19 protein-coding genes are annotated in these 21,595 nt (G+C 57.5%); 13 read left to right on the top strand and 6 right to left on the bottom strand.

Annotated elements, in window-relative coordinates; translation table 11 throughout:
* The first annotated feature begins 434 nt into the window (after nt 1-434).
* Both JRJ26_17765 and JRJ26_17760 read left to right on the top strand, forming a co-directional pair.
* A complete protein-coding gene (locus JRJ26_17765) occupies nt 435-1,967 on the top strand; it encodes a YifB family Mg chelatase-like AAA ATPase (GenBank protein ID MBW2059339.1) in 1,533 nt (510 codons plus the stop codon).
* 140 nt (nt 1,968-2,107) lie between these two features.
* Nucleotides 2,108-3,268 (top strand): reductive dehalogenase, encoded by a 1,161-nt coding sequence (locus tag JRJ26_17760; protein ID MBW2059338.1) that lies wholly within the window; start codon nt 2,108-2,110, stop codon nt 3,266-3,268.
* Nucleotides 3,269-3,315: 47 nt separating this feature from the next.
* On the opposite strand, the gene JRJ26_17755 is transcribed toward JRJ26_17760, so the two are convergent.
* From JRJ26_17755 to JRJ26_17730, 6 genes are all read right to left on the bottom strand, one after another.
* Entirely contained in the window at nt 3,316-4,275 is a 960-nt protein-coding gene (locus tag JRJ26_17755) for an ABC transporter permease (GenBank protein ID MBW2059337.1), read from the bottom strand.
* A complete protein-coding gene (locus JRJ26_17750; protein ID MBW2059336.1) occupies nt 4,276-5,220 on the bottom strand; it encodes an ABC transporter permease in 945 nt (314 codons plus the stop codon).
* 14 nt (nt 5,221-5,234) lie between these two features.
* Nucleotides 5,235-6,743: a sugar ABC transporter ATP-binding protein gene (locus tag JRJ26_17745; GenBank protein ID MBW2059335.1), complete on the bottom strand. Its 1,509-nt coding sequence runs from the start codon at nt 6,741-6,743 to the stop codon at nt 5,235-5,237.
* Nucleotides 6,744-6,975: 232 nt separating this feature from the next.
* A complete protein-coding gene (locus JRJ26_17740) occupies nt 6,976-8,121 on the bottom strand; it encodes a substrate-binding domain-containing protein (GenBank protein ID MBW2059334.1) in 1,146 nt (381 codons plus the stop codon).
* Nucleotides 8,122-8,311: 190 nt separating this feature from the next.
* Nucleotides 8,312-9,871, bottom strand: a complete 1,560-nt coding sequence (locus JRJ26_17735; GenBank protein ID MBW2059333.1) for an FGGY-family carbohydrate kinase — start codon at nt 9,869-9,871, stop codon at nt 8,312-8,314.
* 14 nt (nt 9,872-9,885) lie between these two features.
* Nucleotides 9,886-10,698: a GntR family transcriptional regulator gene (locus JRJ26_17730; GenBank protein ID MBW2059332.1), complete on the bottom strand. Its 813-nt coding sequence runs from the start codon at nt 10,696-10,698 to the stop codon at nt 9,886-9,888.
* A 183-nt stretch (nt 10,699-10,881) separates the two neighbouring features.
* On the opposite strand from JRJ26_17730, the gene JRJ26_17725 reads away from it, so the two are divergent.
* The 11 genes from JRJ26_17725 to JRJ26_17675 form a co-directional block, all read left to right on the top strand.
* On the top strand, nt 10,882-11,601 hold the full coding sequence (locus JRJ26_17725) for a cyclase family protein (protein MBW2059331.1): 720 nt from the start codon (nt 10,882-10,884) through the stop codon (nt 11,599-11,601).
* 2 nt (nt 11,602-11,603) lie between these two features.
* Nucleotides 11,604-11,984, top strand: coding sequence for a VOC family protein (locus JRJ26_17720; GenBank protein ID MBW2059330.1), 381 nt, complete (start codon nt 11,604-11,606; stop codon nt 11,982-11,984).
* Between the two features lie 4 nt (nt 11,985-11,988).
* The gene (locus tag JRJ26_17715; GenBank protein MBW2059329.1) at nt 11,989-12,267 is read left to right on the top strand and encodes a hypothetical protein; all 279 of its coding nucleotides are present in this window, start codon (nt 11,989-11,991) and stop codon (nt 12,265-12,267) included.
* A gap of 16 nt (nt 12,268-12,283) precedes the next feature.
* Nucleotides 12,284-14,236 (top strand): hypothetical protein, encoded by a 1,953-nt coding sequence (locus JRJ26_17710; GenBank protein MBW2059328.1) that lies wholly within the window; start codon nt 12,284-12,286, stop codon nt 14,234-14,236.
* Nucleotides 14,237-14,286: 50 nt separating this feature from the next.
* On the top strand, nt 14,287-15,852 hold the full coding sequence (locus tag JRJ26_17705) for an FGGY-family carbohydrate kinase (GenBank protein MBW2059327.1): 1,566 nt from the start codon (nt 14,287-14,289) through the stop codon (nt 15,850-15,852).
* Nucleotides 15,849-16,673: an SDR family oxidoreductase gene (locus tag JRJ26_17700; GenBank protein ID MBW2059326.1), complete on the top strand. Its 825-nt coding sequence runs from the start codon at nt 15,849-15,851 to the stop codon at nt 16,671-16,673. The genes JRJ26_17705 and JRJ26_17700 overlap by 4 nt, the downstream gene beginning before the upstream one ends.
* 187 nt (nt 16,674-16,860) lie before the next feature.
* Entirely contained in the window at nt 16,861-17,838 is a 978-nt protein-coding gene (locus JRJ26_17695; protein ID MBW2059325.1) for a substrate-binding domain-containing protein, read from the top strand.
* Between the two features lie 114 nt (nt 17,839-17,952).
* A complete protein-coding gene (locus tag JRJ26_17690; protein MBW2059324.1) occupies nt 17,953-18,936 on the top strand; it encodes an ABC transporter permease in 984 nt (327 codons plus the stop codon).
* Nucleotides 18,937-19,003: 67 nt separating this feature from the next.
* Nucleotides 19,004-19,786: an SDR family oxidoreductase gene (locus JRJ26_17685; GenBank protein MBW2059323.1), complete on the top strand. Its 783-nt coding sequence runs from the start codon at nt 19,004-19,006 to the stop codon at nt 19,784-19,786.
* Nucleotides 19,787-19,887: 101 nt separating this feature from the next.
* On the top strand, nt 19,888-21,399 hold the full coding sequence (locus JRJ26_17680) for a sugar ABC transporter ATP-binding protein (protein MBW2059322.1): 1,512 nt from the start codon (nt 19,888-19,890) through the stop codon (nt 21,397-21,399).
* Nucleotides 21,400-21,463: 64 nt separating this feature from the next.
* Nucleotides 21,464-21,595, top strand: a 132-nt coding sequence (locus tag JRJ26_17675) for a dihydrodipicolinate synthase family protein (protein ID MBW2059321.1), incomplete at its 3' end; no start/stop codon positions are given.

The raw sequence follows: 21,595 nt of genomic DNA, 5'->3' as shown, positions 1-21,595 counted from the left end.
GGAAAAGCTCAAGGCTCAATGCATCTCTGGGGGTAAAGAGTTTGTCGAGACAATCGGTCCAGTGTCGAGAGAAAGGTCCGAGCTCAGGGAGATTCCGAGGCAAAAACGCTTTGCCTCTAGCTCCCTTGGAAGAGGGACTGTTTGGAGTGATGGGGAGAAGCAGGGTGGAAAGGAACAGGGCGATTCCGGCCGCGTGCCTGGAGCATGGATTTACCCTTACGGAGATAGCCGGGCATTTGGCCATTACAGCACAATAAGGAAAATCGTAAATCGGCGTGGATGAATAGGTGATAATTCAAGACCTGACCCCGCGACCTTGGTAGAAATCCATCTTGTCCCTGCCGGCAAAAACTGCTAGGATAGGCTGGTCGGTTTTGATCCCGGTTTCGGCTCCCGGTGGGAAGGGGTGTCTCTGAAGCACCCAGAGGTCGGCTATGCTGGCAAAGGTCTTGAGCAGTGCCGTATACGGTATCGATGCCTATCTGGTCGAGGTTGAGGTGGACATCGCCCATGGGCTCCCCTCTTTCTCCACGGTGGGGCTTCCTGATGGGGCGGTCCGGGAGAGCAAGGACCGGGTCAAGGCGGCTATCAAGAACTCGGGTTACGAGTTTCCCTCGGACAGGATCACGGTCAATCTCGCGCCTGCGGCGATCAGGAAAGAAGGAGCTGCCTTTGATCTGCCCATTGCCCTGGGGATTCTTGCTGCTACGGGGGCCGTGGACCAGAGGCGTTTGGGGTCTTTTGTGACACTGGGAGAACTCTCGCTCTACGGGGAGGTGAAACCGGTCAAGGGGGGCCTGCCTGTAGCGATAGCATCAAGGGAGAAGGGCCTCAGAGGGGTAATCGTCCCAAAGGAGAACGCAAACGAGGCCGCGGTGGTCGGTGAGATCGAGGTTCTTCCCGTCACGAGTCTCTCTGAGGTCGTGGGGTTTCTAAACGGCGAGCAGTCGATCGATCGTGCCCGGGTCGATCTTGACGGGGTTTTTCGATCAGACTCGGACTACGGGGTGGATTTCTCCGAGGTGAAGGGCCAGCAGCACGCAAAGCGGTCTCTGGAGGTGGCGGCCGCAGGCGGGCACAACGTGATCATGATCGGCCCTCCTGGTTCGGGAAAGACGATGCTGGCCCGGAGGCTGCCGACCATCCTTCCGGACATGAACTTCGAGGAGAGCCTGGAGACCACTAAGATCCACAGTGTGGCAGGGCTTCTTCCCTCGGGAAGTGCTCTGGTGGTGAAGCGCCCCTTCAGGGCTCCCCACCATACAATATCGGACGCCGGTCTGATCGGAGGGGGGAGCTTTCCAAGACCGGGCGAGGTGAGTCTGGCCCACAACGGGGTTCTGTTCCTCGACGAGTTGCCGGAGTTTCGAAAGAACAACCTTGAGATGATGCGCCAACCCCTGGAAGACGGCAGGCTCACCATCTCAAGGGCTGCAACTTCCCTGACCTACCCGTCCCGCTTCATGCTGGTGGCCGCCATGAATCCATGCCCCTGCGGTTACTATTCGGACCCGAACAACGAATGCGTGTGCACCGCCCTTCAGATCCAACGGTACCGCGCAAAGGTCTCAGGCCCCCTGCTCGACCGCATAGACATTCAGATCGAGGTGCCTGCCGTGAGGTACAGAGACATGGCCGACCAGGGGTCAGGAGAGAGTTCCAAGGTGATCAGGGAGCGGGTCAACAGGGCCCGGAGAATCCAACTGGAGCGCTTCAAGGGCCACAGGATCTATTGCAACGGCCAGATGACCAACCGCCATATCAAGAAATTCTGTACCATCGATGAGGGAAGCCGGCAACTTCTGGAGACGGCCATTGACAAGCTCGGCCTGAGCGCTCGTGCCTATATTCGGATCCTCAAGGTCGCCCGGACGATTGCTGATCTGGAGGGGAGAGAGTCGATCTCGCGGGCGCACATCTCCGAGGCTATCCAGTATCGAAGCCTGGACCGGAGCCTGTTGTACTGACCCTCTCCGGGTGACAAGAACCTACCAACATCTCTGGGTCATTGCGGGACCGGCAGCCCTGTCACGGGTTCCGGGGAGGATAGATGGTCCCTTTTGGCACTGATCAGAAAATGGCGTCCCTGCATATGGAGAAACAGAGAATGGGCAGTCCCTTACGCGAAGATGACAGAGACGAGCACGATCCCCCCTTCCCGGTTCCCTCTTACCGTTTTGATCAGAAAGACGAGATGTTCAAAAGAAGCATATGGGATGAGGCGATGCGGCCCTACGCGACCGCCTTCTACAAAGAGGTCAGGTACCGGGACGGAGTGGGATATAGAAAGCTCGATTATGCCTTCAGAAACGCCGCATGGAACCTCGAGTGGGGTTTTGGTCTGGGAAACTCCCGGAGCAACTCCGGGCTCTATTCGTGGGACGGGGTCCCGGACAAGATCCGGCGTTTCGTGGAGGCGGGGGAGCCGGTCAGCGAGTCTCCAGAGGAGATGAGCCGTATCGTGAAGAAAGTGGCCGGGTTTCTGGGAGCGGACCTGGTCGGCATCTGCAAGGTCCATCCCCACTGGGTCTATTCCCACGAATTCAATCTGCTAACCATGGAGCACTATCCCATCGAGATCCCCGGGGAATGCCGCAACGCCGTTGTCATGGCCGTGGAGATGGACTATGACGCCATCCGCTCCTCTCCCACGGGGACAGCAGGCGCGGCCACCGGCCTCGGTTATTCGAAGATGGCCTTTGTGGCAAATCTCGTGGCCACGTTCATCCGGGGCCTCGGCTACCGGGCGATTCCGGCCGGAAACGACACGGCCCTCAGCATTCCCCTGGCCATGGCTGCAGGGCTGGGGGAGTGGAGCCGGATGGGGCTTCTTGTCACCGAAAGATTCGGTCCAAGGGTCCGCCTGTGCAAGGTGTTCACGGATCTCCCCCTCACCTGTGATTCCTACCGCCCCTTCGGAGTGGTAGAATTCTGTAAGACCTGTAAGAAATGTGCCACCCACTGCCCTTCCCAGGCCATCCCCTTAGGCGACATGACCATAGAGGGCCCCAACATGTCTAACCATTCCGGCGTCCTCAAGTGGTATGTCAATGCTGAAAAGTGCTTCGGTTTCTGGGCGAGAAACCGCCTGGATTGTGCCACCTGCATCCGGGTATGCCCCTTTAACAAAGCCCCGGGCCTGATCCATGATGCCGTCCGGGCGGTTGTCAAGAGGACGACCCTTCTCAACCGTTTTTTTGTCTGGATGGACGGCCTTGCAGGGTACGACAGGCCCTACCCGGCAGAGGGGTTCTGGAACTCGGACTGATGGAGGCGTGGGCCGCTGGGTTCTCTCCTTCAAGCCTGTTTGGTTCCTCACCGCGCTTCGATTCGGCTGTGAACCCCGACAATGATGAGGATTATCAGGCCGTTCAGCATTATCTGCCACTCCACTCCCAGTCCGGCCATGCTCAAGATGCTGAACAGGACAGCCAGGACGAGGACCCCGAGGAACGTCCCTTCAACACCACCCCTGCCCCCGGAGAACAGGGTTCCCCCTATGATGACTGCGGCAATGGATTCGAGCATGATGTTCGCCCCGACGCCGGCTCCACTCTGAAAGGTGGGGTAGGGGGTTCTTGCCCAGCCGAGGTAGAAAAGGCCGGCGAGTGCGGCCAGGGTCCCACTCATCATGTAGACCAGAACCTGAATCTTCCAGATGCTGATTCCAGAACAATGACATGCCGAGGGATTGCTCCCGAGTGCGCGGACCTTCCATCCAAAAGCCGTGGCCTTCAGGATGATGTGGAACAAGACTGTGAGTGCAATCCAGACCAGTGTTATGATCGGAAAACCAAAGACCCTTCCCGTGCTCAGGCGGATAAGCTCGGGAGCGGCTCTCCCGCGCCCGCCCCCTCCGGTTGTGACGTAGAGGGTGCCCGTGAGGATAATCATCATCGCCAGGGTCATGACGACATGCGGTATCTTGAGCCTCGCTATACCCAATCCGTTGATGAGTCCGATCCCGGCACCTATCAGGATGCAGATCACGGCGGAGGTCAGAAATTGGCCTTTGACCATGAGAAGAGCTCCGACCATGACGGTGATCCAGTATGTCGAACCTATGGACAGGTCGATGCCGCCGGACAGGATTACGACTGTCTGGGCCAGGGCGAGTATGCCCAACATCGTGTTGCAGTAAAGGACCATCTTGAAATGGCGAAAGGTCAGGAAGCCCGGTGTGAGGAAACCCGCGATCGCCATGATGACGACCAGCGCCATGGCGAGTATGATGGGTTGAACCGCCACGTATTGGAATCTTGCACTCCGTTGCATCTACCCCGTCTCCCTCCTCACGATGAACAGCTGGATCCCAGCCACCCCGGCCAGCAACAGTCCTTTGACTATGAAGTGATACCAGATGGTTATACCGAGAAACTGGAGGATGTGGCCTATGGAGGCTATGATCAGAGCGGATGCTATGGTGCCCCGGTAGCCGCCGATGCCGCCCGTTACAAGAGTTCCTCCCATGAACACGGCCGTGAAGGAATCAAAGAGATAGGGTGCCCCTGCAGCCGCGTTTCCGCTTCCGATTCTCGCCGAAATGAAAAGCCCGGCACAGGCGGCCGAAAGGGCGCTCACGGTGAAGACCTTGATCCTGGTTCGATCCACATCCACCCCGGACATCTTCGCGCTTTCAGGATTTCCCCCTACGGCGTAGATCTCCCGGCCGAATTTCCTTCTCTGGAGGACAATCGTCCCCACGAGAGCGGTTCCCACGAGGATCAAAACAGGTATCAACGGAAACTCACCCACGTGATAGAGTAAGGCTCTTTTGAAGTTGACGGGTATGAACCCCCCCGGGCTCGGTCTGATAAGCAGCGTCACACCTGTAAGGAAGAACATCATTCCCAGTGTCATTATAAAGGTATCTATTTTCATCTTGGTGACACCCAGACCGTTGAGGAGCCCGATTGCACAGGAGACGAGAAAGATCAGTCCCACAGACGGGATTATCCCCCACTGCATGGTCACCGATGCTATGGCTGTTGCCAGGCTTGCAACCACACCCACCGATAGATCGAAACCACGGCTCAAAACGACAAAGGTCTGGCCGAGCCCGACCAGGGCTATGGGGACCGCACTCACGAATATGGTTGAAAACGTGGAGGCTGTGCGGAAAAAGGGTGAGATGGCGCATGAAACCGCCCAGAAGGCAACCAGTACGATGTATATGTACCAATCGGACAGGATCTTTCTCAGAATGCTGTTATTCGCCATTTGCCCTCGTCTCGCTACCCGTAGTATGAATCCAGCAGTTCGGCCTCGTCCATGACTTCCTGTGAGAACTCCTTGACTACCTGCCCTTCCCGCATCACCAAGAGTCGATCAGGCAGGTTGAGCACCTCCTCCAGGTCTGTCAAAACGGCCAGTGTGGGTATTCCCTCGTTCGAGAGTTTTCTCAGCAGGCGGTATATTTCCGCCTTTGCCCCCACATCGAGCCCTATGGTGGGCTGATCCACGAGAAGGATCTTCGGCCTTGCGAGGAGGTACTTGCCCAGGACAACCTTCTGCCTGTTTCCTCCACTGAGATTCCTGACGATCTGTGCCAGAGAGGGTGTTTCGATCCTGAGCCTCGAAACCATTGCCTCAACGGCCTTCCTGTCCTCCCCCCTTCTTATGAATCCGAATCGTGTTCTATCCCCTATACTTGCCACAGAGATGTTCAGCCAGACATCATGGGTCAGCCAGAGCTCCTCCTCGTCCCTCTTGTGGGAGATATAGAAGATGCCGTCCTCTATTGCATCTCTGGGGCTCCTTATCTTCACGTCCTTTCCCAGAATTCGGATGTCCCCGCCCTCCACGGGAAGAAGGCCCGCGATGGTACGGAGGAGTGCACTCTGTCCCTGTCCTCTGAGACCAGCCAGTGCAACGATCTCCCCCTTGCGGACCTCCAGGCTGACGTCCCTTAACAGTTTGTTCTTGACATTCCGAAGAGATAGGACGACATCGCCTTTTGATTTCAGACCGGCCTTTTCCGGGAACTCGAGTCCCCTCTCAGTGCCCGTCATCATGCCGATGACTCTCTTCCTTATCGAGAGGGGATCCTGTTGCCGGTCGTTCTCCACCACACCTTCCAGGTTTCCATCTCTCAAGACGATGATCTCATCGCATATCTCGAATACCTCTTCCAATCGATGGGAAATGAAAACAAGCGTCTTCCCCCTCTTTTTCAAATCCCTCATCACGTCGAACACACCGCTTACGACACTGCTTTCCAGAGGAGCGGTCATCTCGTCCAAGATCAGAACCTCGGGCCTGCGCGACAGGGCCTTGGCAAGCTCGATAAGACTCTTGTCGTCTTCACCGAATTCGCCCGCAGGGAGAGTGACGTCGATATCATCCAGGCCCACCTCGCCCAGGGCTCTTCTCGCCTCCTCCTGCACTCTCTTCCGGCTGATAAGTCCTTTCTCGTAGAATTCATCCAGCTTGTCGAGGAAGATGTTCTCGGCAACGCTCAACTGAGGTATGAGGGCGTGTTCTTGAAACACCGTGTCCATCTTGTACCTGTACCTGGCCTGAGAAGGCTCCTTCACGCGGGCCTTCTCCCCGCATATGAAGACCTCTCCTTCGTCCGGCTCGTGTATGCCCATCAAGATCTTTACCAGGGTGGACTTTCCAGCACCGTTCTCTCCCACCAGCCCGTAGATCCTGCCTTGCTGCAACGAAAAGGTGATCCCCTTCAACACCTCGACTCCGGGAAAGCGTTTTCTGATCGAGTCGACCCTCACCGTTTCCATCATGCTTTCTTGGACTCCTCTGCCCTCTGGTCCGAGTTCCATTTTGACACCGGGAAGAGACAAGACAACGGGAAGCAGAAGATTCCCGGCCTTCTCTTGGAAACCCGGACGTCTGCAGGGGGTGCCACTCCCTCTATCCCAGGCGACGCGTCCATACGGAGTGACACCCCTGCGAGATGTTCAGCAATCCCCCCCATGAAATCCGGGAGAGATACTGTGGAGACGTCCTGTTTCCTCACTTGATGATCTCATTGAGCACCTTGTCCGGCAGCGGCGTAAAGACGAATATGCCTTCCGGCGCGTTCGGTCGGACGAAATCCTTGAATTTCTCTGAAGGAATCCCCGGTGTCGGGTAGAAATACATCCTCGGAACAGGATATCCCTGGAGGAGCATCTGCATCATGACCACGGAGATGGCGCTGCATATCGACGGATGGCATGATGCGAAGGCCTTGATGTTGTACTTGATGCACTTTTGCATGAACCCGTTCTGATCCTCGGAAGCGTGGGGATACTTACTCGGATCCATACCGAGTTCGATCATGGCATCGGTTATGGCATTGGACATCTGGCCTCCAACAGAGTAGATCGCGTCGAATCGAGGATGCGCTGCGACCATGTCGATGAACTTTTTCTTGGCCTTGTCATATGACCAATCTGCGTATTCGATGGCTGCGATCTTTATGTCAGGGTATTTCTTGAAAACCGACAGTCCTCCACCGCTGCGGCCGATGTCGATCGGATAACCCTTCAGGCCGCGGAAAAAGAGGATCTTGCCCTTGTACCCCAGCTCTTTTGCCAACCACTCTGCGCTGAGGGTCCCGAATGTCCAGGGGTCGTTTCCGATGTAACAGTTGTACTTTGTCGTGTTGGCCGCGTCGTTGAACAGAATGATCGGGCATCCGGCGTCGTAGATCTCATCGATCGTGTCCACGAGGGCCATGGGATCGAGGGGATCGACGATGATTCCGTCGAGCTTGCCGGCCTTGAACATGGTGAACATGTCCCTGAGGTTGGAAATCTGGGTATCCACCGATCCCGCGCTGTCCATGTGCACGTATTCCGTGATGAGGGGCGATCTTTCCACCTCCCGTTTGAACTCCCGGATGTTGACCTCTTGCCAGGGATTGCCTCGCCAACTGGTTATGAACCCGATCTTGTAGGGAGGGTCTTTCTTGTACTGCCCGATTATGGGCGCGTTGTTCCACCAATCGAGCCACGCATGCTTTTTCAGGAATACATCGAAGGCCGTGTCCCTGTCCAGGCGATACCTGGCCTCCTGGGAAAACCCTTCCGGGACGGCGAAGCAGGTCACGATCACAGCGACAAAGCTCAGAGCGAGCAAGGTTGCAAAGATTCTCTTAAAACTCTTGTTGTTCATTTTTCCTCCCTCCTTTTCCTATTGATGCGGAGATCAAGCTTGTTCGGCCCTTCATGATCCCACTCTTCCAGACTCTCAAACCACCATACAATCACCTCCTTTGTCGGAATCTTCTCCGGATCAATCACCTCCGGAACAGAGCGTTCGAACCACCGGCGTCCCCAAATGCTGCCGGTCTCGTTTTTCAGGTTCATGGACTATCGTCCCTCGCCATCTCGGCAAGGGCGTCGTTCACAGGAACAAGGGACCCGTACGCCTTGTTGAAGAGCTCGAACTGCCGGTCGTAGACCCTGCGTATGTCTTCCCTGGGTTTCGTGACCTTCCGGATTTCTATGAACTCCTGAGCCGCTTTCTGAAAGCTTTCAAACACCCCCAGAGCCACCCCCGCGGTAATCGCGGCCCCCAGGGAGTTGGCCTCTTGTTGGGTGGAGAGGGTGGCGATTCTCTTGTTCAGCACGTTGGCCTCGATCTCTTGCCACAGTGAGCTCTTGGAGCCTCCCCCTATCATTCTTATCTCCGGAAATGAGCGGCCGGCCTGCTTTTCCAGTGCCTCGCACAAGAGACGGATGTTGAAAGTAATCCCCTCCAGAGCGGCTCGGAAGATGTCCTCCCTCTTGTGAGCCAGGGTGAGGCCGAGCAACGCCCCCCGCGCTTTCAGATCATTGTGGGGGGCTCCTCCTGGGCGCAGGTTGGGAAGGAAGATGAGCCCGTTGGCACCGGGAGTGGAACTTGAAGCCTCCTGGTTCATCCAGTCAAAGGCGCTCTGGCCGAGGCGCTGTGCAGCGGCACTCTCCAGCCAGCAGATCTGATCGCGGATCCATGCGTAGACCACACCTGCCGAGAAAGTTGCCAGCTGGACCACATACATGTTCGGGATGATGTGGCAGAGGGTGAAGGGCCTCATCCGATCGTCGAAAACCGGAAAAGAGGAAGCCAGGGCCAGCCATGAGGCTGAGCCGATATAGTTGTACACACAACCCTCCTCTATGACCCCTGCTCCCAGGGCGGCGCACGCCACGTCACCTCCTCCCAGGATCACGGGGGTCCCCGGCTTGAGCCCTGTAGCTTGGCTGACCTCTTCCTTAACCGTGCCTACGGGGGTGTCTGACGGGAGGATCTCGTCGGGCAGTTTTGTCTCGTCGATTCCCACCTCAGCGAGGAGGTCCTTTGCCCAGACCCTCTGCCGGAGATCCAATAGGCCGGTGTTTGAAGCATCGGAAAAATCCGTGACAAAGCGGCCCGTGAGACGCTGCACCAGCACGTCCTTGGTTCCGAGGAATCTGTATGCCCGGCGGTATATCTCCGGCTGGTTCTCCTTCAACCAGAGGATCTTTGCAATCGGGTAGAGGGCTATCTCCATTCCCCCACCTGTCCTGTGGTAGAAATTCTCCCAGCCAACCGTCTGCTTGATTCGTTCTGCCTGGTCCTGGCTACGATGATCCGCCCAGAGGAAGACCCTTTTCTGGAGGACTCTACCTTCCCTGTCGACCGGAATCCCCGCCATCATATGGCCGCTGAAACAGAGACCCAGGATCCGAGAAGGTTCCACCTTTGCGGAATCGATCACCCGTCTTGTCGAATCGACGAATGCCTTCCACCAGTCTTCAGGATCCTGCTCGACCCAGCCCGGTCGGGGATAGAAGGTCTCGTAGGGATGGTAGCAGCTACCCACGAGTCTGCCCGAGAGGTCATAGAGAGACGCCTTGTTTCCGGTTGTCCCGAGATCATGGGCGAGAATCAAATCCCCCATATCCGATCCCTCCTTTACTTTCCAGGATCTGTTTTGATCCCCCTGTTCTTTTCCGTGCGGCGAGTAACCTTCGTCTTGAGTACCGAGCCCTCCCGCAGGAAGGTCCTCAGGTAGTCTACCGGCCTGCGCCCATGGGTGAATGAAGTGCCGGTTATCATCAGGGCAGGAGAGAAAGGCTGGATTTCGAGAAGGTCTGCAACTTCGCGCTCCGTGATTTCGATTGCGACGGTGAACCTCTCTGAGGACAGGACGGGGCAGTCGTACCTCTCTGCGAGTGTCGCATAGAGGCTGTCTCGAACAAACTCCTTCTTTGCAATCTCCGGAAATCTCTCAGCCGAAAGTTGGGAATCACATACCATGAGGGGGTGGCCATACACGAACCTCAATCGCCTCATCAGCACCGTAGGGGCCCCCGGCTGGAGGTCGAGGGCCTTGGCCACTTTCGGCGTGGCGGCCACGGTCTTGCTCCAGATCAACTCGTTTCGTATGGGTACATCCGGGGGAAACTGTTCGGCAAAACTCAGACTGTCCGTAAGGAAGGTGAACTCAACCAGGGGTTTCTCCTTGACATAGGTCCCCAGCCCCTTGTCGCGGGACAGATACCCCTCGTGGATCAAGAGTTGGACCGCCTTGTTGGCCGTGGGACGGCTCACGTGAAAGCAGTTTGAGATCGCCTCCTCGGTTGGAAATCGGTCCCCCGGTTGGAATGCCTCGTCCTGGATCAGCTTTTGAAGGACCCGGCTGAGCTGATAGTAGCGGGGCACGGGGAATTCAAAAAGGCGCCGCTCCAGGTTCGCTTCTTCGAGAAGTTCTGCGAGATCTCTCATCTGGTCCCTCCCCGTGAATCCTTGTCTGTCTTCTTTTACAGGCAAATGAAGATTATGTCAAGGATTATTTACATAATCTTGTAAATACATATTGACAAGCCTACAAGACCTGTTGTATCCTGCTCTTTCGAACAGCCAGGGCAAAGGGTGATCCGGGAACAATCGAAGAAAGGAGGGACTGATATGCTGATCGAATTCTCCTACTCTCTGGACCCGAAAGAGATCGTGATGCCGGGCGATATCGCCCCGCCCGAGGTGAGGCCACGATCCCGGATGGTCCAAGGCCCGGCCCCGGGTGAAGAGGGCCGGGGGGTCCGCTGGGGATCTTACAACAATACGAGTATCGTCGAGTTTTTTGTCCATACCGGAACGCACATCGATGTTCCCTTTCACGTGAGCCCGGAGGCCTTGAAGCTGGAGGACTTCGAGATCTCGGATTTCGTATTCGATAAGCCCCTTCTCCTGGAGATTCCCAAAGGCGACATGGAGAGAATATCGGTCGAGGATCTCAAACCCTCGGAGGCCAGGCTCGCCGAGAGCGATCTTCTCCTTGTCTATACCGGGTTTTCCGAGGTCCGAAAGACCGACCCAAAGCGGTATGTGGCCGGACAGCCGAGCTTCTCAGTCGACGCTGCTCACTATCTCGTGGACAACTTCAATCTCCGGGGAGTGGGAGTCGATCTGATAGGGATCGAGAACATCCCCGAGGCAAAGGGGCTGAGTCCTCAGTTTCCGGTGCACAAGACCTTTCTCTTGAAGAAGAAGCGCAGGTTCCTCCTGGTGGAGGATGCGAACCTTGCGCCCCTGGTCGGCAGAACAATTTCCCGGGCCTATGTGATTCCCCTTCGCCTCTTTGGGCTGGAAGCCATGCCCGTAACCGCCTTTGCCGATGTGGAGGACTGAAGATGAGAGTCGAACACTTGGGTATCTATGCCAATGACTCGGAGGGCCTGTCCCGGTGGTACCGTGAGAAGCTTGGTTTCTCCGTTGTCCGCAAGCTGGAGAAGGAGGGAAGGCCCCCGATCTACTTCCTGGAAGGGGAGGGAGGATGGCAGATCGAGATCCTCCCCTCGCCTTCGCCGCCTCACAAGAGAGAACTGACCGATCCGGGGTACAGCCATGTTGGATTGGTGGTCGAAGACTTTGACCGGACAGCCGGCCTTCTCCAATCCAAAGGCGTCTCCCTCCATGACGTCCGTGACACCAGCAATGGCTGGAAGATCGGATACTTTGAAGACCCGGAGGGCAACCGTCTGGAGATCGTCTACCGGCCGCGAGGAGGATAGCCAGGTGAAACGTGTGGACCATCTTGTCATCAACGTGAAGAACTGCCGTGGGTGTCGAAGCTGCCAGTTGGCGTGTTCTTTTTCGAAGGCCGGCCTGTTCAATCCGGCCAAGTCCATGATCCGACTGGAACGGGATGTGGAAACAGACCATACCGCGCCTGTGATCTATCCCATGGGGTGTGACCTCTGCGGCGGGGACCCTGCCTGCATCAAGGCATGCGGATACGGAACCATCACGAGTGGATCGGAAGGTGGGGGTTACAAAATCCTCGTACGTTCGTGAAGAAAGGAGAAGATCTGTGACTCACCCAACGAGCTGGATTGTGCGGGTCGATCTGTCTGCCGGCACCGTGGAAAGAGAACCGGTCCAAGAGGAGACAGACAGGCGGTTCCTCGGTGGAAGCGGCGTTGGTTGGAAGCTGGTTGCCGACAATCTGCCGCCGGGAACCGATCCCTTCTCGCCTGAGAACATCATCGCAATGAGCCCGGGTATTCTCGCAGGCACACTCACCCCGGGTGCGCCGAAAACCACGGTGATCACGAAATTTCCGACTATTGCCGCGGAGGACGGCAAGCATTTTGTCGGTTCCTGTACCACAGGGGGGAGGTATCTGGGTATCGCACTGAAACGGGCGGGCTGCGATCATCTCCTGATCAGCGGAAAGGCCGACTCGCCCGTCTACCTGAGAATCAGGGACCGAGAGATCGATCTGGTCGAGGCCCGGGATCTCTGGGGTCGAGGGATCGAAGAGGTCTCCAACGAACTCGTCCGCAGGGAAGGTCCGGAGGCGGGTGTCGTGGTCATCGGGACGGCCGGAGAGAACCTCGTGCGTAATGCTCTCACCATTGTCGACAAGACAGACTCACTCGGTCGGGGGGGACTCGGCGCGCTCATGGGAGCGAAGAATCTCAAGGCGATCGTCGTTACGGGCTCCGGAGACGTGGCGGTCAGCCAGCCTGCCCGGTTCATGCACGTCTCGAGGGAACTGCGCCAGCGTGTGCTCAAGTGGTCGAGACGCGAGCACTGGATCAAACTCGGTTTGGCAGCCGGATGGGACACCTTCAAGCACACCCAGTACCCGGGGATCTGGCCCAAGGACAAGTGGGACGAACTCTACGGCGAAAAGACCCGGATGGAGACCGTCGAGGAGGTCATCGGCTGCAACTCCTGCCTCCTGAGCTGTCGTCTCAAGTGGAAGACCAAGGGGGGAGAGTACGACGGCGAAGTCGGCTTCGGCTCGCCCTTCAGCAAGAGTGCGACCTCGGGGATGCTTCTGGGTGTGGAGGATTTCAGAAAGATGATCCACCTCGTGGCGGACGCCAATTCCAGAACGGGTCTCGATTTCTACACGACCACCCGGATGATCGATTTCGTGACCAAGATGTACGAACTCGGCCGGTTGAAAAGGGAGGACACGGGTGGGCTCGAACTCACAAGGGGGTATGAGACCTATCTGAGACTGTACGAGATGACGGCGAACCGAGAGGGGTTCGGCGACATTCTCGCCGACGGGTGGCTTCGCCTGAAAAAGGAGTTCGGGCTCGATCCCCAGGAATACTGGTATGCGGGGATCTGCAAGGGCATCGACTTCATCTATGACGCCAGGGCTTCGAATTTCCATCCCCTGATGATGACCTTCTTCACCCGCCCCCGCCCCCATCATGGCGGATCCCATACCCGTACGAACAGCCGCAACAAGACGATCGAAGAGATCCGGGAGCAGGTTGAACGGTGGGGGATTTCCCGGGAGGCCATCGATCGCATATTCACCGAGTCACCGTACAGCGGAAAATTCAACGTGGGGCGGTACACACGGTACATGGAAGACATGATGCGGGTCAAGAACGCCCTGGGCCTCTGCACGATCTACACCTATCAGGGCCTGATATTCGGCGACGACCTCGCGAGACTCTACAACACCTCCACCGGCGAAAACCTGACCCCCGGAGAACTCGTGGATCATGGAGAGCGCATCGGCAACCTCGCGAAGGTTCTCAACGCGCGAGAGGGCTTCACCCGAAAAGAAGACAGGGTGCCCGAGGTTTGGTTCCGGCCCATGGAGTCACCCGAAGGACGAATAGAGATGAAGGACTACTATCAGACAAAGGTAATGACAAGACAGGACGTGGACATGCTTCTCGACGACTACTATGAGGAGCGGGGATGGGACCCTGCCAGCGGGCTCCCCACTCCCGAGAAACTCCGGGAACTCGGCCTGGAAGAGTATTCAGAAGCGGTCCGGAGGACTTAGCAAGGCGGGGGAGAGTCTTTTCTTTCAGAGAGAAAGGGGGGCAAAGCCGGGTGATCATCGGAGCATACGATTTCGGCACGACTGGTTGCAAGGCTTCTCTCTGCAGAGAGGACGGGGAACTCCTTGCAACGGCCCACCATCCATACCCCACCCACTTTCCCCAAGAGGGATGGGTCGAGCAGGATCCGGCAGACTGGAAAAGGGCCTTTGTCCGCACGACAGCCGAACTGCTCGAGACAAGCCGGATCCGGCCCGGCGAGGTCGCATGTATCGCCTTCAGCGGCCACATGATGGGGTGTATCCCCGTCGACAAGGAGGGGGCACCCCTTTCCCCTCGAGCCATGCTGTGGGCAGACAACCGGAGCCGCGCCCAGGCCGACCGGATCCTGGAGGCGATCGGCTGGAAGAGGTTCTACTCGGACACAGGAGGGGGACTCGATGTGGTGCTGTATCCGGCTGCCAAGATCGCGTGGATCAAGGAGCACCAACCAGACCTCTACCGGCGAAGTGCGAAGTTCATCGGCACAAAAGACGTGATCTGTGCATGGTTGACGGGAAACATAGCCACAGACCCCTCGGATGCATCCAACACGGGACTGCTCCACCTGAAAAGCCTTGCCTGGCACGAGGATTTCTTGGAAATCCTCGGAATTGACCTGGACAAGATGCCCCGGATCCTTCCGAGCACCGCGGTCGTCGGGAAGCTTTCCCACGAGGCCGCCCGTACGGTCGGGCTGACAGAGGGCACACCCGTCGTGTTGGGGGGCGGCGACGTTGCCTGCGGAACCGCTGGTGCAGGAGCCGTCACGGAAGATGTTCCGTACATGTGCCTGGGGTCTGCTGCCTGGGTCTCTGTCGCGACCAGAGAGCCCATCATCGATCTATCGGCACGGCCGATGACCGTGGCTCACGTGGTGCCCGGTCTCTTCACATCACAGATCATCATGTTCAGCGCCGGTGTGGCCTATAAGTGGGCCAGAAACGAGATTTTCCTGGGTCCAGAGTCGCCAGGCCGGGAGGAGTCTGAATCCTTTGCCCGGGTGGATCGGCTCGCCGGCACCTCTCCTATGGGCGCAAGGGGGGTCATTTTCCTCCCCTATCTGCGGCCCGGCGGTGCGCCTCATTATGACCTGAACGCCCGGGGAGCATTTCTCGGGCTCAACCTGACCGTCAAGAAGGCGGACCTGGTCAGGGCGATCCTGGAAGGGATCGCCTTCAACCTCCGCATCATGTTGGAGCACCTCGAGAAAAAGGGCGCTTTCAAAAGCATCCGGATAATCGGCGGAGGAGCAAAGAGCGACCTCTGGCGACAGATACTCGCCGGTGTTCTCAAGAAGGATATCCTTACCCTTTCCGCCCGGCAGGAGGCAAATACCCTGGGAGCCGCCCTGGTCGGAGGGGTTGGAATCGGAGTTTTCGAGGGTTTTTCCGCCGTGGACAGGTTCACCAGGGTCACGGGTGTGACCTCCTCCGACCCGGATGCGGCAAGCGTCTATGACGAACTGTTTCAGGTCTTCAGCGAGTGTTACGGCGGATTGAGGCATGCCAACGAATCGCTGAGCCGGACGCGTGCCTCACAAACAGTCGAGGAGGAACCAGAGAGGGGAAGCAGGTGAAGATCAAGCGGCAAGGGTTCTCGGACAGCACTGCCGACAATCTCGTGCGGCTTTTCGGCCTCGAGGGCAGGACCGCGCTCGTCACAGGAGCCGCCTCCGGGCTGGGAAGGCGGATGGGGACCGTCCTCGCTGCGGCAGGCGCCGGTGTATACTTCGGCGACATCGATGAACAGGGAGCCTGCAGTGCGGCAGGGGAGGCAGGATCCTCTGGGGTCCGGAAGACACGGGGCGTCTTCCTGGACGTTACGGATACAAGATCCGTCGAAGAGACCTTCGGCCGTATCGGACGGGAAACGGGCGGACTCGACATCCTGGTATGCAGCGCCGGCGTTTCCAAGGCAGAGTGGCTCGAGGAGATGAGCCTGGAGACATGGGAGCAGGTCTTGAGAGTCAACCTGACAGGCACTTTTCTCTGTTGCAGGGAGGCAAGCAGGTTGATGATCCCCCGGCGCTGGGGGCGGATTCTCAGTGTGGCCTCGATCGCGGCGACCCACGCACCGCGGCCGGAGCGTTTCAACGGCGGCTACAACTACTCGGCCTCAAAAGCCGGAATCATCGGGATGACGAAACGGCTCGCCGTGGAACTGGCACCTTACAACATCACGGTCAACTGTCTGAGTCCCGGAATCATGCTGACACCCCTTACCGAGAAGGCGCTGGGGGAGGAGCAGACGCTAAGACAGGTTCTCGACTCGGTTCCCATGCACCGGGTGGGCAGGCCGGAAGATCTGGACGGCCTTGTGGTCTTCCTCTGTTCCGAGAGCTCTGGCTTTCTGACAGGACAGGACATCCTCGTGGATGGAGGATATTCGGTGTGGTAGGCCTCGGAAAGCGAGTCGGCGCGGATAGGAACAGAGGCGGCAGCCGCGGACAAAAGAGAGGCAACAAGAGAATCGCTGAAGGGAGGTGAGAGACTCGGCAGATCGATCCGGCCCGGGGACAGGCGGCCTTGCTGGGATAGCCGATACCTGGGATCATTAACAAGGAATCTCGCAAAAGGAGGGACAAATGGACTGGACTAAAAAAGCTCGTGTGCTTGTGGTTTTACTTGTGGCGGCCGGAGTTCTTCTCGGAGTTTCGGACACGGTTCTTGCTGCCAAGCAGAGGACGATCGGCATCATAAGCCTCTACCTGGCCGCGGCCGTTCCGCCCAGGATAGGCAATGAGGCGGTGAAGTTGTGCAAGCAGGAAGGCTGGAAGCCCATCCTTGTCGACACCAAATCAGACCAACAACGACTGATAAGCACCTGCCTGACCTGGGTCCAGGAGCGGGTGGATGCGATATTTGTGCTGTTCCCCTCGGTCGGCCTCCTGGAAGGCGAGGTCATTCCGGCTTGCAGGAAAGCGGGGATCCCGGTTGTGACCATCAGCGGGTGGACAAAGGGCGTGACCTTTGATATTGCTCCCAACGAGTATGTGGCATCAGCCTTGGAGACCACATATATGGTCGACAGGCTCGGCCATGAGGGGAACATCGTTGCCATGGAGTGGCTCACCGACCCCTGTCCCCGGAAGAGGATCCAGGTGATGAAGGCGATACTGGCAGAGAACCCCGGCATCAAAATGCTCGCCGAGCACGTAACCAAGATGCCCGGCCATATCGACGATTGCAGAAAGGCGATGGAGAGCCTGCTCTTGGCCAATCGCGAGCCCGGAAAGATCAAGGCCGTCTGGGGAGCCTGGGATGAGCTTGCCCTCGGTCCCATGCAGGCCATCGAGGCCCCGGGGCGGAAGGATATCTTTGTCGTGGGGATAGACGGGAACCTCTGGACATTCGATGAGATCAGGAAACCCGGCAGTCCCTTCGCAGCCACCGTTGCGATCCAATGGGAGAAGGCGGCTCACATCTTCGTCGAGCAGATGAAGGCCCATTTTGCAGGTGGAAGAATAACAAAATCCCAGTTCTACATCCCCTGCTACCTCGTAACAAAGGAGAATTGTCCTCCCAAGGGCCATTACTATAACCCCGAGGGAGTGTACCAGTGAGGGCCTTCTCTTCGGGAGACCTCTTTTGATCGAGACTTCCCTGTGGGCCATGCTGCCTTTGGCCCGCAGGGAAGCAAACTCCAACCCTCTTGACTGCGTACGGGAAGGCGAAGCGTGGCAATCACAGGCAAAACACGAATGGTGGATTCCAGCCGGTCAGAATCCCTCCGTCTTTTCATGGGAAAGTACGGGACGATTTTGGGGCTGGGAATACTGATCCTTGTCTTTTCATTCCTCAAACCGGGCTCGTTCTTTTCGGTTTCCAATCTGCTCAACATCCTCAACCAGATCGCACTGGTGAGCATCATTTCGGCGGGATTGACCTCTGCCATGGTAATGATGGAGTTCGACCTGTCCATAGGAACCCTCTCCTCATTTGTCGGGTGTCTGGCAGTAGGTGAAGCGGGCAAGTACGGCACTCTCGTGGGATTCTCTCTGGGTATCCTGGTCGGCGTCGTTGTGGGGCTGATCAACGGATCGGTCGTATTCTTTCTCGGGGTCTCGTCCTTTGTCGCCACCATTGCCATGATGTCCATCCTCACCGGGCTGACGTACTGGTACACCGGCGGTGCCACCATCTTCTACGGGATTCCCCCTTCCTTTCTCGCCATAGCCCGGGGGAAAGTGGCCGGCATCCCGAATCTCATCATTATCATGGTGATCGTGCTGTTTTTGCTCTGGGTCCTGCTCTCCCACACGGAAATAGGCAGGCAGATGTGTGCGGTGGGCGGCAACCCGGTGGCGGCAAAGTTCTCGGGGATCGATATCAGAAAGTGCAAGCTCATAGGGTTTGCCATCTGCTCCACATGCGCGGCCCTTACCGGGATCCTTCTGACGTCCCGTATCGGGGCCGGACATCCCACGGGGGGAGAGGTCTTTCTTCTCAGCAGCTTCACGGTGGTCTTCCTGGGAGCGGCCACAATCAAGGTGGGGGAGTTTCACATTCTGGGTACGTTGGTCGGTTCTCTGCTCATGGGTGTCCTGACCAACGGTCTGACCATTCTGAATGTGCAGTACTTCTACCAGAGTATCATTACGGGAGTCATCCTGATTCTCGCGGTATCGGCTTCGGGGATAACAAAGAAACTCGCGATCTAGGGTGGGGATCGGGGGAAACCGGTCCTCTGAAGGCCCGGCCTTCGGTAGACCTTCTGGAGAGATCAAAATGGAATTCGGATTGAAGGACAGGGTTGCCCTGGTTACCGGGGCGGCTCAGGGAATAGGGCGTGCCATTGCTCTTGCATTTGCCGAAGAGGGCGCCCACGTGGCGGTGAACGACATAGATCCTCAGGGCATCGAGGAACTCGCCCGGAGCCTGAAGGAGCTTGGCAGTAATGCCCTGCCGATAGCGGCGGACGTGGCCGATGGCGGCGAAGTGAGTCGAATGGTCGGGGCTGTAGTAGAGAGATACGGAAGGATCGACATCCTGATCAATAATGCCGGGATAGTCAGAAGGGCCTTTGTCCATGAGATGACCGAGGAGGTGTGGGGCCGCGTGATGGACATAAACCTCAAGGGTGTGTTTCATTGCAGCCGGGCGGTCATCGAGCCGATGAAAAGGCAGAAGAGGGGCAAGATAATCAGTGCCAGTTCCATCCTCGCTCAGATACCCGACGTGGGAATGGCGGCCTATTCGATCTCCAAGGCAGGCGTTGCAATCCTCACCAAGGTGCTGGCCGCCGAACTGGCTCCGTACAATATCAACGTCAATGCCTACGCTCCAGGTGTTGTCGAGACCCCGATGACCCGGGATCTGATTTCCACTAGGGGAGGAGAAAAACTCAGATATATCTCGCTGAGGCGATTTGGAAAGCCGCGAGATATCGCCAATCTGGTGCTGTATCTCGCATCGGATCTTTCCGACTACATTACCGGAGAGGTGGTCGGTATCACCGGAGGAAACCTCATTGTGCAGAGGCCCTGGGTGAGTTATGACGAATCGCGGTAGAGAGAAGGGTTGGTGAATCCGGCCGGAAGCGAAACTGCCCCTATGGGTTGATACCTGACCAGACTGCGAGGCTCTTGTAGAATCCTGGGAGATCTCGGAATATGACGGATCGAGCCAGATTGGAGATGCTTGAGATCGTGAAGCGATTCCCGGGGACAGTGGCGCTGGATCGTGTCGATTTCGATCTGATGCCCGGGGAAGTGCACGCCCTGGTGGGACAGAATGGGGCGGGCAAATCGACCCTTATAAAGGTCCTCGCGGGGATATATCCCAAAGACTCTGGAAGGATCCTCTTGGACGGAGAGGAGTTGCGTGAATTGACTCCCCAGATGTCCCACCGGTTGGGAATGCGATTCATCCACCAGGAGTTGAACCTTGTGCCCTGGTTCAGTATCGGCGAGAATATAGTTCTGGGTGACAGATATCCCAGGGGGATACTCGGAACGATTCGATGGAGGGATCTGTTCAACAGGGCTTCTCGGGTCCTGGAAAGGCTCGGGATAGAGATCAACCCGAGGACTCCTGCCCAGGAGCTCTCGGTCGGCCATCAATGGATCGTGGCCATAGCAAGGGCTCTTTACTCCGAAGGGAGAATCGTCGTAATGGATGAGCCTACGGCCTCGCTCAGCAAGAGGGAGGTGGAAGAGCTCTTCGAGGTCGTCCGCTCCCTGCAGCGAAGCGGAGCCAGTGTGATCTACATCTCGCACAGGTTGGAGGAGATTTTCGAGATCGCGCAACGCGTCACGGTCTTGAAGGACGGCCAGCGGGTCCTGACCGCGGGTGTCGACGAGATCAGCGCAAAGGATCTGGCCTCATCGATGATCGGGAGGAGCCTCGCCGACCGGTTTCCCCGTCGCGGTCGACCTCAGGCCTTGGGCCGGACTGTTCTATCCGTTTCCGGACTCTGCATGGGAGACCGGCTGCAGGGAGTCGACTTCGAGCTCCACCAGGGTGAGATCCTCGGCCTTGCGGGACTTGTCGGATCCGGCAGGACCGAGGTGGCAAGCGCTCTTTTCGGTACCATGGCGTATGACGGCGGGGAGATCCGTTTGGATGGAAAGCCGGTCCATATCCGGTCCGCCTCTGATGCCGTCGGCCACGGCATAGCGCTCGTCCCTGAGGAGCGGAGAAGACAAGGCCTGGTCCTGAGCATGAACGTTCGAGAGAACCTGACCCTTGCCAACCTGAGGCTTTTCAAGCTGGCCCGTTGGTGTCCTCAGATCCTGAGCAGGAAAAGGGAACGCCTGTCCGCGAAAGGAATCGTGAGATCCCTTTCCATTCAGACCTCAGGGATCGGGCAGAACGCCGAGTTGCTGAGCGGCGGGAACCAGCAGAAGCTAGTACTGGGCAAATGGCTGATCGGGAAGAACAGGGTGATGATCTTCGACGAGCCGACGCGTGGTATCGATGTGGGATCAAAATTCGAGATCTACAAGCTGGTGAGGCGGTTGGCCGGGGGAGGGGTGGGGATTCTCTATATCTCCTCTGAACTCGAGGAGCTCGTCGGCGTATGTGATAGAATTATCGTCTTGCGGCAGGGGAGAGTCATCAAGGAGATCACGGCGAGCGAGACAACGGTTCACGAGGTTTTGAGCCATTGTTACGGCGCCTGAGGGAAAGGGCTGACAATCACGGGGATTTCAGCCGAAAACCATGTACCGAGAGGAGGCTATCGAGATGGGAGAAGAGGGAAAGATCAGGGGAATCATCCCGCCTGTGCTGACTGCATTTGACAAGAACGGTGAGTTCGACGAGAAGGCGCAGCGGGAAATCATCGCCTTTCTGATCGACAAGGTGCAGGGGCTTTAT

It is taken from the genome of Deltaproteobacteria bacterium, assembly GCA_019308905.1.
In the GTDB taxonomy this organism is placed as follows: Bacteria; Desulfobacterota; BSN033; order WVXP01; family WVXP01; genus JAFDHF01.
Note: the sequence above shows the minus strand (reverse complement) of the source record. Positions and strands in the feature narration are given on the sequence as shown.

Bases quoted from the DNA above. Each gene is read 5' to 3' on its own strand.
- JRJ26_17765 (MBW2059339.1), top strand. From the start codon at position 435: ATGCTGGCAAAGGTCTTGAGCAGTGCCGTATACGGTATCGATGCCTAT.
- JRJ26_17760 (MBW2059338.1), top strand. From the start codon at position 2,108: ATGGGCAGTCCCTTACGCGAAGATGACAGAGACGAGCACGATCCCCCC.
- JRJ26_17755 (MBW2059337.1), bottom strand. From the start codon at position 4,275: ATGCAACGGAGTGCAAGATTCCAATACGTGGCGGTTCAACCCATCATA.
- JRJ26_17750 (MBW2059336.1), bottom strand. From the start codon at position 5,220: ATGGCGAATAACAGCATTCTGAGAAAGATCCTGTCCGATTGGTACATA.
- JRJ26_17745 (MBW2059335.1), bottom strand. From the start codon at position 6,743: ATGATGGAAACGGTGAGGGTCGACTCGATCAGAAAACGCTTTCCCGGA.
- JRJ26_17740 (MBW2059334.1), bottom strand. From the start codon at position 8,121: ATGAACAACAAGAGTTTTAAGAGAATCTTTGCAACCTTGCTCGCTCTG.
- JRJ26_17735 (MBW2059333.1), bottom strand. From the start codon at position 9,871: ATGGGGGATTTGATTCTCGCCCATGATCTCGGGACAACCGGAAACAAG.
- JRJ26_17730 (MBW2059332.1), bottom strand. From the start codon at position 10,698: ATGAGAGATCTCGCAGAACTTCTCGAAGAAGCGAACCTGGAGCGGCGC.
- JRJ26_17725 (MBW2059331.1), top strand. From the start codon at position 10,882: ATGCTGATCGAATTCTCCTACTCTCTGGACCCGAAAGAGATCGTGATG.
- JRJ26_17720 (MBW2059330.1), top strand. From the start codon at position 11,604: ATGAGAGTCGAACACTTGGGTATCTATGCCAATGACTCGGAGGGCCTG.
- JRJ26_17695 (MBW2059325.1), top strand. From the start codon at position 16,861: ATGGACTGGACTAAAAAAGCTCGTGTGCTTGTGGTTTTACTTGTGGCG.
- JRJ26_17685 (MBW2059323.1), top strand. From the start codon at position 19,004: ATGGAATTCGGATTGAAGGACAGGGTTGCCCTGGTTACCGGGGCGGCT.
- JRJ26_17680 (MBW2059322.1), top strand. From the start codon at position 19,888: ATGACGGATCGAGCCAGATTGGAGATGCTTGAGATCGTGAAGCGATTC.